Here is a 12,537-nt window from a genome sequence, read left to right on the forward strand (position 1 = left end):
AGAGTGGAGCAAATTGCGGTATTGGGGGCGGGAAGCTGGGGCACAGCGCTGGCTATGGTGCTGGCCGATAACGGTCATGGCGTTCGTTTATGGGGCCAACGCCCTGAGCAAATCAAAGAAATTAACGAAAAGCGGACAAATGAAAAATATTTGCCGGGAATTCAGCTTCCTGAAGGAATTACGGGCTATTCTTCTTTGAGCGAGGCACTTGAAGCGATTGACACAGCTGTACTGGCTGTTCCAACTAAGGCCATTCGCGAGGTGCTCAGAAAAGTAAAGCAATGTCTGCGACAACCGATTACGATTGTAACGGTTAGCAAAGGAATTGAACCAGATACACATAAACGAATTTCGGAGATTATTGAAGAGGAAATGGGAACGCTTTTGCAGGATGTCGTTGTGTTGTCGGGACCGAGCCATGCGGAGGAAGTGAGCCTGCGCCATCCGACGACAGTAACCGTTTCGTCGAAAAATATGACGGCAGCTGAACGCGTTCAAGATTTATTTATGAACTCGCAGTATTTTCGGGTCTATACGAATCCAGATTTAATCGGGATTGAAATTGGTGGAGCATTAAAAAATATTATCGCCCTTGCCGCTGGGATTACAGACGGATTAGGATATGGAGATAACGCCAAGGCGGCTCTTATTACAAGAGGGCTTGCGGAAATTGCGCGATTAGGCTGCGCGCTGGGGGCGAATCCGTTGACGTTCTCAGGGTTGGCGGGCATTGGCGATTTAATTGTTACGTGTACAAGCGTGCATTCGCGCAATTGGAGAGCAGGGCATTTACTCGGTAAAGGAAATCCGCTGGATGAAGTGCTTCAAAGTATGGGAATGGTTGTCGAAGGAGTCAGAACAACCAAAGCCGCTCATCAGCTTGCTAAAAAGCTGAATGTGAAAATGCCCATTACTGAGGTGCTTTACGACGTATTGTTTAACGGAAAAGATCCGAAAGAAGGGGCAGATTCATTAATGGCGCGCATGAAAACGAATGAAATGGAAGATTTAATCAATATTTTAGAAAAATAGGCATTCGATGATGCCAGGGTGCTGACCGATGCATACAATATCACGAACATTCATAGACTTGAACTTCCGGACAAAGGGTACTAGTCTACTGAAGTAAAGAGCCCCACTTTACTTCAGTTTTTTTTGCGTAGTTTGCTGCCAATCTTGTATAATAGTTGTCGAAAAAAGGGGGAACGAATATGTCGCCGGGATTAGCGAAAATGTGGATTGCCATTACTTCGATGGTTTTTATGTTTATTTCTGTTTTTTCGATTTATATCAGCCGTTATAAAGTAAAAAACAAGGCCGTGAAAGCAGTGCTTGCGCTAATAGCTTACATATTAATGATTTTAGCTGGAATTATTATTATTTTTGTTGTGTTTAGCGGGCCAACGCCAGAATAATGGACAGGCAAAAGGATGGAGATTAGGATGAAATTAGCTCTACGATGGATGATTGCTAGCGTCATGGTGCTGCTATTAGCCGGTTGTTTATATCCGGATGAACGATTAAAACAAAACCAAATTCCGCATGAAAGCCAAGTAGCAAGTGTACAGCAAGCCGTTGATCAATACCGCCAAGCAACGGGGGGGCTATTGCCGATTAAAACACGAGATATGAAAACGCCCATTTATCAAAAATATCCGATCGACTTTCAAATGCTTGTTCCACGCTATATGCAGGAGCCGCCAGGAAATGCGTTTGAAAGCGGGGGGATTTTCCAGTATGTCATTGTTGATGCTGAAACCAATCCAACAGTAAAATTACTTGATTTGCGGATGGCGGATCAAATCCGTGATCTAAAGCTGCGCTTGCAAATGTACCGTGATTCCCATGGATATCCGCCATTTAAGAATATGGTGGCGAAAGGTGTGTTTACACTGGACTATAAAAAGCTCGGATATAAGGAACCGCCATATGCGATTAGTCCGTTTTCCGGAAATAATTTGCCGTTTGTGATTGATTATAATGGCGAGATTTATGTGGATTACCGGATCGATTTATATGACATGCTGAAAAAAACAAAGGCATCATATAAGCCGGGCGATGATATTCGCGATCTGCTAGTAAAAAACTCTTTATTTGTTCCGGCTTATTCTCTTCCCTATACAATCGATGAGCATAACGAACCGATTTTTTTAACGAAATAAGTCATGATCCCTTCTCTTCTGAATACATTCTAGAGAAGGGATTTTTTCTTATTTTAGTCATAAATGAATAGGACAACATCATATTCATATAGTGTCCTATAGGGCCACAACGACTCAAAGACTGGAGGGGAGTCATTTGGAAAAAGTCGATATTTTCAAAGATATCGCGGAACGAACAGGCGGCGATATTTACTTAGGAGTAGTCGGAGCTGTTAGAACAGGCAAGTCGACATTTATAAAAAAATTTATGGAGCTTGTGGTTATTCCGAATATCGGAACCGAAGCAGATAAGGCACGCGCACAAGATGAGCTGCCACAGAGCGCCGCCGGTAAAACCATCATGACAACTGAACCAAAGTTTGTACCCAATCAAGCGGTTAAGGTAAGCGTTGATGACGGGCTAGAAGTCAATATTCGGCTTGTTGATTGTGTCGGATATGCCGTAACAGGTGCGAAAGGATATGAAGATGAAAACGGCCCGCGCATGATTCATACGCCGTGGTATGAAGAGCCGATTCCGTTTCAAGAAGCAGCGGAGATTGGGACGAGAAAAGTGATTCAAGAACACTCAACGATCGGCGTCGTGATTACGACGGACGGTACGATTGGAGAAATTCCGCGGCAAAACTATGTAGAGGCGGAAGAACGAGTGATTAACGAGCTGAAAGAAGTTGGAAAGCCGTTTATCATGATTATCAATACGGTCCGTCCGCATCATCCGGAAACGGAAGCGCTCCGCCAGCAGCTTGGTGAAAAATATGATATTCCTGTGCTGGCCATGAGCGTTGAAAGCATGCGTGAAGCAGATGTATACAGCGTACTCCGTGAAGCATTATATGAATTTCCGGTGCTTGAGGTGAATGTGAATTTACCGAGCTGGGTCATGGTGCTTCGTGAAGATCATTGGCTCCGTGAAAGCTACCAAGAAGCCGTTAAAGACACGGTGAAAGATATTAAAAGGCTTCGTGATGTTGACCGGGTTGTGCAACAGTTCGGTGAATATGATTTTATTGATAAAGCAAGCCTTGCTGGTATTGAAATGGGGCAGGGAGTGGCTGAAATCGATTTATACGCACCGGATGATCTGTATGACCAAATCCTAAAAGAGGTTGTTGGCGTTGAAATTCGCGGGAAGGATCATTTGCTTCAGCTGATGCAGGATTTTGCACATGCAAAAGCGGAATATGACCAAATCGCGGATGCTTTAAAGATGGTGAAACAAACAGGATATGGCATTGCCGCTCCAGCGCTTTCGGATATGAGTTTAGATGAGCCGGAAATCATCCGCCAAGGCTCACGATTTGGTGTACGTCTAAAAGCGGTTGCTCCATCCATTCATATGATTAAAGTGGATGTTGAGTCAGAATTTGCTCCAATCATTGGTACGGAGAAGCAAAGCGAAGAGCTAGTCCGTTATTTAATGCAAGATTTTGAAGATGATCCGCTTTCCATTTGGAATTCCGACATTTTTGGACGTTCACTTAGCTCCATCGTGCGGGAGGGAATTCAAGCGAAGCTCGCTTTAATGCCAGAAAACGCGCGCTATAAATTAAAAGAAACGCTTGAACGCATCATCAACGAAGGTTCTGGAGGATTAATCGCCATTATTTTATAAAACGAGAAACCGAGACTCCGATTCGGGGTCTTTTTTTGTTGAACGAACTTTCTTGATAAACTTAGTCGTATAATGTCTTCAAAAGGGGAATTTCCGTTTTTTTGACGATCGTCCGCCGCATAGAAGCTTGGTATACCATTTCGCCGGAAGAGAGTTTTGCTGGCTTTATAGCCATATTTTTATGAAGAGGAAGGACCCTATTGAAAGAAAATAAATAAAAGCCTTGAAAAAACAAGGGTTTCATCTTGCGAACAAATAAGACATATGATAATCTTTTATCAGCAAAACTTAGTTTCATTGGTGAAATGTGACTAAATTACATTCATTTGCTGAAAATATGTTGAATTATGCCGATGAATCGTTTAAGATAGGCATGTCGACAATTTAATATTGCTTGATACGTATAGAAATACGCGAAATTGTGAACAAATGGAATAAGCATGTTGATTAGCCCTTGGGAGGAGGTGAATGGCATGAACAAAACAGAATTAATCAATGCGGTTGCAGAAACTAGCGGCCTTTCTAAAAAAGACGCAACAAAAGCAGTCGATGCTGTTTTTGAATCCATTACAGAAGCGCTTAAAAATGGCGATAAAGTGCAATTAATCGGTTTTGGGAACTTCGAAGTTCGTGAGCGCGCAGCTCGTAAAGGACGCAATCCACAAACAGGGGAAGAAATGGAAATCCCTGCGAGCAAAGTTCCTGCGTTCAAACCAGGTAAAGCTCTTAAAGATGCTGTAAAGTAATTGCTACATAAAAAGAGCTGGAAAGAAGGGCAAGGCGGTTTCGTCGCCCTTCTTTTTTTGCTTTTTTTTTCCCATATGTGCTAGAATCGGATTACAGGCCCCCCCTCATTTATACATAATAAGCTATATCAATCATTTATCATGTTTGTCTTTATGGTATTTTTCATTTTGAAAAAAAGAAAGTCCAGTTGATTTCGGGCGCTGCATGTGGAAAGAAAGTTCTCGCTCCAAGATGAGCGGACGGCTGATCATTTCGGTTCGGATCACTTACAAAGAGATTTTGTGCGATGCAGGAGGATGTAGAGCAAGATGTCAAATGTGAATTATGAGCAAATTGAACAGGCGGTTCGCCTGATTTTAGAAGCGATTGGTGAAGATCCTAATCGAGAAGGGTTAGTAGATACACCGAAACGGGTAGCAAAGATGTATGCGGAAATGTTTTCTGGATTGAATGAGGACCCTAAAGAGCATTTTCAGACGGTTTTTAGCGAAGAGCATGAAGAATTGGTGCTTGTCAAAGACATCCCGTTTTTTTCTATGTGTGAGCATCATTTAGTTCCTTTCTTTGGTGTCGCACATGTTGCTTATATTCCGCGCGGTGGAAAGGTGACAGGGCTCAGTAAGCTCGCGCGGGCGGTTGAGGCAGTGGCGCGTCGTCCACAGCTTCAAGAGCGGATTACAGCGACGGTGGCGGATGCAATTGTGGAAACGTTGGATCCTCATGGTGTTATGGTTGTGGTAGAGGCAGAACATATGTGTATGACGATGCGCGGAGTGAAAAAGCCTGGAGCAAAAACGGTGACGACAGCCGTACGCGGGTCGCTTGAAACGGATTCCACCGCCCGTGCGGAAATTCTGTCGTTGATAAAAGGGTAAACCTGCCGTTAAGTTGAAAGGGGGCAATTGGATGTATAATAGCGACTATATCGTCATTAAAGCGCTGGAGGACGGCGTTAGTGTCATCGGTTTAACAAGAGGGGCAGATACGCGCTTTCACCATTCTGAAAAGCTGGATAAAGGAGAAGTGCTAATTGCGCAATTTACAGAGCATACATCTGCTATTAAGGTCAGAGGAAATGCATTGATTCAGACAAATCACGGTGAAATTCATTCGGAAGCGAAAAAATAGCGGTAGAACGTGCATTTCTGTTGTCCTTTTTCTATCGAAACTAGAGCCATTCGCGAAATTTTATGCTATAATTAAATGCGCTATGCATTGAAAACGAATTTTGGGGAGCAAGGGTGATCGTATTGGAACACATCATGAAAAAAATTGCGGTTCTAAAAGAACAAATCGGGCGCTTTCTTCATCATCCGTATTTATTGCAGCATATATCTGCTCATGTGATTGATGAGGATCGGATTCTATTGTCGCTGTCAATGCTGGAGAGTGCGGATCTTTCTTTTGATGAGATAGACGGGTACGTTGTTCCGATGATGCTTGTGCAAATCGCCCTTGATACCCATGATGAAGTGACAAATTCGCTTCCACAGCAGCAGGATCGTGAGTTGAAGACAAGGCAATTGACGGTGCTTGCCGGAGATTTGTATAGCGGGCTGTATTATGATTATTTAGCCAAAAAGAACAATTTGGAAATGATTCATGTATTTGCTCAAGCCATCAAAGAGATTAATGAACATAAGATTCGCTTGTACCAAAAGGATATTACGCGAATCGAAGCGCTGTTTCATAGCGTTGCCGTCATTGAATCGTCGTTAATTTATAAAATCGGCGAGCACATCTCCTTACCGTCATGGTCAAAATTTGCCTACTATTTTTTGCTGCTGAAACGAATCGTCCGTGAAAAAGAGCGCCTCATGAAGCACGGGACATCCGTTTTGTTTGATCAGATGGCAAGCATTGTTTTTCCAAAAAATAAAGGGATCGCAAAAGAACAGAAGCATTATTTGTCTCATATTTGCAACCGCTATATTGAGCATTGCAAAGAGGAGCTGCTCAACATGAAGCTCGAGTGCAACGAACTGCTGCAAACACGGCTTTCTGAGCTTATTAGCAATTTTTCTGTCATCGTTAAAAAGACAGTGGAAGAAGGGTAAGACGATGCAACGATCGAAAGAGGAACGAGTTCATCACGTATTTGAAAAAATTTATGAAAATTATGATCGGATGAATTCCGTCATCAGCTTTAATCGCCATTTAAAATGGCGCCAAGATACGATGAACCGCATGAAGGTGCAAAAAGGGACGAAAGCGTTAGATGTTTGCTGTGGCACGGGTGATTGGACCATTGCTTTAGCCGAGGCGGTGGGTCCGGATGGAAAGGTCTACGGGCTTGATTTTAGTCAAAATATGTTGCAAATTGGGCAGCAAAAAGTGAATGAACGGCAGTTGCACAATGTGGAATTAATCCACGGGAATGCAATGGAGCTTCCGTTTTCCGATAATACATTTGACTATGTGACGATCGGATTCGGATTAAGAAATGTTCCGGATTATATGACTGTGCTGAAAGAAATGCACCGCGTGCTGAAACCGGGCGGAAAAGCGGTTTGTTTAGAAACATCACAGCCAACGCTCATCGGGTTTCGCCAGCTGTATTACTTTTATTTCCGCTTTATTATGCCGGTGTTAGGAAAGCTTTTTGCGAAAAGCTATGAGGAGTATTCATGGCTTCAAGAATCAGCACGAGATTTTCCAGGGATGGAAGAGCTGGCGCGCATGTTCGAGAAGGCTGGATTTATCAATATCGAAGTCAAGCCGTATACATTTGGCGCAGCTGCCATGCATCTAGGATATAAGCCGTGACGCATTATAAAAGATTAAGGTGAACATAATGAAGTTAAAAGCGATGTATGCGTTTTTGGATGCGGATTTACAAGTGATTGAGAAGGAGCTGGAAGCAGCGATTCAGTCCGATTATTCGTTGCTGAGCGAAGCCGCTCTTCATTTGCTCCAGGCGGGCGGTAAACGAATTCGCCCAGTCTTTGTGCTGCTCAGCGGCAAATTTGGGCAATACGATATTGAGCGAATCAAGCATGTGGCTGTTGCTCTCGAGCTGATTCATATGGCTTCGCTTGTTCACGATGATGTCATTGATGATGCTGAGCTGCGGCGGGGACGGCAGACAATCAAAGCGAAGTGGAGCAACCGTTTTGCCATGTATACAGGAGACTACATTTTTGCGCGTTCACTTGAACGGATGACGAGAATAGGAAATCCGGTGGCTCATCGCATTTTGGCGCATGCTATTGTCGAAGTGTGCCGCGGTGAAATTGAACAGATTAAAGATAAATATCGTTTTGACCAATCGCTTCGCTGTTATTTGCGTCGCATTAAGCGAAAAACAGCACTACTGATTGCTGTAAGCTGTCAGTTGGGAGCCATCGCTGCAAACGCTCCCCAAGAAGTAGCTGAGCGTCTCTATACATTTGGATATTATGTGGGTATGTCGTTTCAAATTACAGATGATATTCTTGACTTTATTGGTACAGAAAAGCAGTTAGGCAAACCAGCAGGAAGCGATTTACTGCAAGGAAACGTTACCTTGCCTGCTTTGTTTGCCATGGAGAATGCCGATGCAAGACAGAAAATTGTACGCGTCCACCCCGGTACATCGGCCGGTGAAATGAAAGAGATTATTGATTGCATCAAAGCATCCGGTGCGATTGAAAAATCATATGCATTAAGCGATTGGTATTTGCAAAAAGCATTAGACATATTAGACGAGCTTCCAAAAAGCAAAGCCCGTTCAACATTGCGAAATTTAGCAAAGTATATCGGCAAAAGAAAGTTTTAAACGCTTTCATGTTTGAATATTGCTAATTAAGAGAAACAATGTTACTATTTTTGTGGGAATCCTTTTCCTAGTACATAATTTTTTTAGGGGTGGCGTATAAACAATGGAAAGAACATTTTTAATGGTCAAGCCTGATGGGGTTCAACGTAATTTAATCGGCGAGATCGTATCTCGCTTTGAAAAAAAGGGATTTCAGTTGGTTGGCGCAAAGCTGATGCAAGTTTCCCGGGAATTGGCGGAGCAGCACTATGCGGAGCATAAAGAGCGTCCATTTTTTGGAGAGTTAGTCGACTTTATTACATCTGGTCCTGTATTTGCCATGGTATGGGAAGGAGAAAATGTCATTGCAACAGCGCGTCAAATGATGGGCAAAACCAACCCTCAAGAAGCGGCTCCTGGCACCATTCGCGGTGATTTCGGCTTAACGGTCGGCAAAAATGTGATTCATGGATCGGATTCGCCAGCGAGTGCCGAGCGCGAGATCAACTTATTTTTCCAAAAAGAAGAGCTTGTCAACTATTCAAAGTTGATCCATGAATGGGTGTATTAATATAGCAAGCGATTGGCTCCAAGAAAGGGCCAGTCGCTTTTCTTATACGTAACACACGGTAATGAGGAAGAGGAGAAGCACAAATGGACGATTACCAGCAATTTGTGATAAGTGTTAGAAAAAAAACGGGAATTGATTTGTCCCAATATAAAGAAGCGCAAATGAAAAGAAGACTGACCTCTCTCTATGAGAAGAGAGGATGTAAAAGCTTTCAAGAATTTTTTAAAGCAATAGAGGCAGACCAAGCGCTTTTTCACGAGTTTCTTGATCGCATGACGATCAACGTGTCGGAGTTTTATCGGAATGCTAAACGATGGGAAGTGCTTGAGAAAAAAATTTTGCCTAAGCTACTCGAGCGAAACCGTCGTTTAAAAATATGGAGCGCAGCTTGCTCGACAGGAGAAGAGCCCTATACGCTCGTGATGATTTTATCCAAGCTTTTACCGCTTTCACAACTATCTGTCCTGGCAACGGACATTGACGACAATGCCATTCGCCGTGCCAAGCTAGGGATTTATGCAGAACGTTCGTTGCAGGAAGTGCCAGAGGATATGAAAAAAAAGTTTTTTACAAAAGAAGGAATGTATTATAAAATAGACGAAAATGTAAAAAACGCGGTCACGTTTAAAAAGCATAACTTACTTGCGGATCCGTTCGATACGAACTACGATTTGATCGTCTGCCGAAACGTCCTTATTTATTTTACCGAAGAAGCGAAGCACAGTCTGTACCATAAATTTAGCCAAGCGCTGCGTCCAGGCGGTATTTTTTTCGTTGGAAGCACGGAGCAAATTTTCAATCCATTCTCTTATGGATTTGAGACGGAAGACACGTTTTTTTATCGGAAAATAGACTGAAAATCGAAAGGATTCATCGTCATTGATGAGTTCTTTTTTTATAGGGGCTTTTCATTTTGTGAAATTATGATATATTTTTACATAAACGCGTTAAAGAGTTGAAGGGAGAGGGAACTAGAAAATGAGATACATAACAGCAGGGGAATCACATGGTCCACAGCTTACGGCAGTTTTAGAAGGAGTCCCAGCAGGTCTTCCGCTTCTAAAGGAGCACATTGATGAAGAGTTAGCGAGAAGACAAAAAGGATATGGACGCGGCAGACGGATGCAAATCGAAAAAGACGAAGTGAAAATTTTAAGCGGCGTGCGTCATGGCAAAACGCTTGGCTCACCAATTACGCTTGTCGTCGAAAACAGGGATTGGAGGCATTGGACAAACATTATGTCCATCGAACCGCTTGAAACAGAAGAGGTTAAACGGAAAGTGACGAGACCGCGTCCGGGGCATGCGGACTTAAATGGTGCCATCAAATATGGCCATCGTGATATGCGGAATGTGCTGGAGCGCTCATCTGCGCGGGAAACGACCGCGCGTGTAGCCGCTGGAGCGGTAGCGAAACGGATTTTAGCGGAGCTTGGAATTCAAGTAGCTGGTCATGTTCTGGAGATCGGCGGTGTGCGGGCGCAGTCTCCTGCTTATGAGTCGCTTGAGCAGCTGCAAAGCGTTACGGAACAATCTCCTGTTCGTTGCTTTGACGAAGAGGCTGCCGTAAAAATGATGGAAGTGATTGACCAAGCGAAGGCGAACGGTGACTCCGTCGGCGGAATTGTTGAAGTGATCGTAGAAGGAGTACCGGCAGGGGTTGGCAGCTATGTTCATTATGATCGAAAGCTTGATGCCAAAATTGCGGCGGCGATGGTTAGCATCAATGCCTTTAAAGGAGTTGAAATCGGCATCGGCTTTGAAGCCGCCCGGCTTCCGGGAAGCGCCGTGCATGATGAAATTACTTGGGATAAGGAAGCAGGATTTCGTCGCCGCACCAACCGCGCTGGCGGTTTTGAAGGCGGAATGACAACGGGGATGCCGATTGTGGTGCGCGGAGTGATGAAGCCGATTCCGACTTTATATAAACCGCTTGAAAGTGTCGATATTGAAACAAAAGAGCCGTTTGCCGCCAGCATTGAGCGTTCAGACAGTTGCGCGGTTCCAGCCGCCAGCGTTGTTGCAGAGGCAGTGGTCGCTTGGGAAATTGCCGCCGCTATTGTTGACCAATTTGGCCAAGATCGAATGGATTTAATTAAAGCGAATGTGGAACAGATGCGCCGATATGCAAGGGAGTTTTAATGATGGAGCAGATAGCTATACAAACAGCGACTAAACAGTACCCGCTTTGTTTAGGGGAAGGAATGCTTGAATTATTGCCGCATTGGCTGGAAGAGCTCGGCTTTCCGCACGGGACAAAGATAATGGTTGTTACAGACGAAACGCTGGAAGCTCTCTATTTGTCCCAGCTTGCCGAGCTGCTCAGCCGCCGCTATGATGTTTACACACACGTGATTCCGAGCGGAGAAGCCGCTAAATCATTTGAACATTATTATGCTTGCCAAACGGCAGCACTTACGTATGGTTTGGATCGCCATTCACTTATCATTGCGTTTGGCGGCGGGGTCGTTGGCGATCTGGCTGGATTTGTGGCTGCAACATTTATGCGCGGGATTCCTTATATTCAAATGCCGACCACATTGCTCGCCCATGATAGTGCCGTCGGAGGGAAAGTAGCGATTAATCATCCACTTGGAAAAAATATGATCGGCGCTTTTTATCAACCAGAAGCGGTTGTGTATGATGTGAAACTTTTACAATCATTGCCGGAGCGCGAACTGCGCTCTGGATTTGCTGAAGTTGTGAAACACGCTCTAATTGGTGATCCGGGGTTTTACAACTGGCTCAAAATGAACATTCATAGCCTTGCTGATGTTAAAGGGGAAAAATTGCAGCATTGTATTCGAAAAGGGATCGAGGTAAAGGCGCGTATCGTGTCTGAGGATGAACGAGAAACAGGAGTTCGTGCTCATCTCAATTTCGGCCATACGCTGGCCCATGCGCTGGAAAGCGAGCTAGGATATGGTGTGATGACACATGGAGATGCAGTAGCGCTCGGAATGCTATTTGCGATTTTTGTCAGCGAGCGCACATATCGCTTATCATTTGCTGACCATCATTTCGCCAAATGGTTTGAATCGTACGGCTTCCCTGTTGTTCTGCCGAAGCAGCTTGATCCGGAACGATTGCTGCAAAAAATGAAAGGAGATAAAAAAGCGAAGTCGGGAAAAATCCGCATGGTGCTTTTGCGAGAGATTGGACATGTATGCGTAGAGGAAATGGATGATAAACAGGTGTTATCGCTTTTAAATGAATTTTGGCAAAGTGGGGAGAAAGCTGATGATTAGAGGAATTCGAGGAGCGACAACCGTCACGAGTAATGATGCCGAAGAAATTGTGGATGCTACTGAAGAGTTGCTACGGCATATGATTCAAGCAAACGGGATAAAAGCAAGCGATGTAGTATCTGTGCTGATCTCAGTTACCGATGATTTAACGGCTGCATTTCCTGCTCAAGCGCTGCGCCGAATTGAGGGCTGGACGTATGTGCCAGTCATGTGTACAAGAGAAATCCCGGTTCCCGGCTCTTTGCCGGGCTGTATTCGGATTATGATGACCGCACAAACTGCTAAAGCGCAAGATGAGGTCATTCATATTTATCTGCGCAACGCGGTCCAGCTTCGACCAGATTTATCATTGACAAAAAAAACAGACTTGTAATATTATAGGAAAAAGCAGAAGCGCACTTCTGCTATGTTGACTAGAAGAGTGGAGAAGATGAAGTGTGACGGCATTTTTTGCCGCG

15 protein-coding genes are annotated in these 12,537 nt (G+C 44.1%); all 15 read left to right on the top strand.

Features of this window, described 5'->3' with window-relative positions:
- Positions 1 to 3 precede the first annotated feature (3 nt).
- Positions 4 to 1,032: an NAD(P)H-dependent glycerol-3-phosphate dehydrogenase gene (locus tag GFC28_RS00675; protein WP_044742243.1), complete on the top strand. Its 1,029-nt coding sequence runs from the start codon at positions 4 to 6 to the stop codon at positions 1,030 to 1,032.
- Positions 1,033 to 1,211: 179 nt separating this feature from the next.
- The gene (locus GFC28_RS00680; RefSeq protein ID WP_044742244.1) at positions 1,212 to 1,415 is read left to right on the top strand and encodes a DUF2768 domain-containing protein; all 204 of its coding nucleotides are present in this window, start codon (positions 1,212 to 1,214) and stop codon (positions 1,413 to 1,415) included.
- A gap of 27 nt (positions 1,416 to 1,442) precedes the next feature.
- Positions 1,443 to 2,162: a hypothetical protein gene (locus tag GFC28_RS00685; RefSeq protein ID WP_044742245.1), complete on the top strand. Its 720-nt coding sequence runs from the start codon at positions 1,443 to 1,445 to the stop codon at positions 2,160 to 2,162.
- Positions 2,163 to 2,298: 136 nt separating this feature from the next.
- Positions 2,299 to 3,777, top strand: a complete 1,479-nt coding sequence (gene spoIVA, locus GFC28_RS00690) for a stage IV sporulation protein A (protein ID WP_044742246.1) — start codon at positions 2,299 to 2,301, stop codon at positions 3,775 to 3,777.
- Between the two features lie 473 nt (positions 3,778 to 4,250).
- Entirely contained in the window at positions 4,251 to 4,523 is a 273-nt protein-coding gene (locus tag GFC28_RS00695) for an HU family DNA-binding protein (protein WP_149917072.1), read from the top strand.
- A 309-nt stretch (positions 4,524 to 4,832) separates the two neighbouring features.
- A complete protein-coding gene (folE, locus tag GFC28_RS00700; RefSeq protein ID WP_044742248.1) occupies positions 4,833 to 5,399 on the top strand; it encodes a GTP cyclohydrolase I FolE in 567 nt (188 codons plus the stop codon).
- A gap of 31 nt (positions 5,400 to 5,430) precedes the next feature.
- Positions 5,431 to 5,652 carry a trp RNA-binding attenuation protein MtrB gene (gene mtrB, locus GFC28_RS00705; RefSeq protein WP_044742249.1) on the top strand — a complete coding sequence of 74 codons (222 nt, stop codon included), beginning with the start codon at positions 5,431 to 5,433 and terminating at the stop codon, positions 5,650 to 5,652.
- A gap of 113 nt (positions 5,653 to 5,765) precedes the next feature.
- The gene (locus tag GFC28_RS00710) at positions 5,766 to 6,581 is read left to right on the top strand and encodes a heptaprenyl diphosphate synthase component 1 (RefSeq protein ID WP_044742250.1); all 816 of its coding nucleotides are present in this window, start codon (positions 5,766 to 5,768) and stop codon (positions 6,579 to 6,581) included.
- 4 nt (positions 6,582 to 6,585) lie between these two features.
- A complete protein-coding gene (locus GFC28_RS00715; RefSeq protein WP_044742251.1) occupies positions 6,586 to 7,290 on the top strand; it encodes a demethylmenaquinone methyltransferase in 705 nt (234 codons plus the stop codon).
- A gap of 28 nt (positions 7,291 to 7,318) precedes the next feature.
- Complete coding sequence (gene hepT / locus GFC28_RS00720) at positions 7,319 to 8,281, top strand: heptaprenyl diphosphate synthase component II (RefSeq protein ID WP_044742252.1); 963 nt, start codon at positions 7,319 to 7,321, stop codon at positions 8,279 to 8,281.
- A 103-nt stretch (positions 8,282 to 8,384) separates the two neighbouring features.
- A complete protein-coding gene (gene ndk / locus GFC28_RS00725) occupies positions 8,385 to 8,831 on the top strand; it encodes a nucleoside-diphosphate kinase (protein ID WP_044742253.1) in 447 nt (148 codons plus the stop codon).
- Positions 8,832 to 8,914: 83 nt separating this feature from the next.
- Positions 8,915 to 9,688, top strand: coding sequence for a CheR family methyltransferase (locus GFC28_RS00730; RefSeq protein ID WP_044742254.1), 774 nt, complete (start codon positions 8,915 to 8,917; stop codon positions 9,686 to 9,688).
- Between the two features lie 121 nt (positions 9,689 to 9,809).
- Complete coding sequence (gene aroC, locus GFC28_RS00735) at positions 9,810 to 10,973, top strand: chorismate synthase (RefSeq protein ID WP_044742255.1); 1,164 nt, start codon at positions 9,810 to 9,812, stop codon at positions 10,971 to 10,973.
- A complete protein-coding gene (gene aroB / locus GFC28_RS00740; RefSeq protein ID WP_044742256.1) occupies positions 10,973 to 12,079 on the top strand; it encodes a 3-dehydroquinate synthase in 1,107 nt (368 codons plus the stop codon). Before aroC ends, aroB begins: the two co-directional genes overlap by 1 nt.
- Complete coding sequence (gene aroH, locus GFC28_RS00745; protein ID WP_044742257.1) at positions 12,072 to 12,452, top strand: chorismate mutase; 381 nt, start codon at positions 12,072 to 12,074, stop codon at positions 12,450 to 12,452. The genes aroB and aroH overlap by 8 nt, the downstream gene beginning before the upstream one ends.
- Positions 12,453 to 12,537 lie beyond the last annotated feature (85 nt).

Source organism: Anoxybacillus sp. B2M1, assembly GCF_001634265.1.
GTDB lineage: Bacteria > Bacillota > Bacilli > Bacillales > Anoxybacillaceae > Anoxybacteroides > Anoxybacteroides rupiense.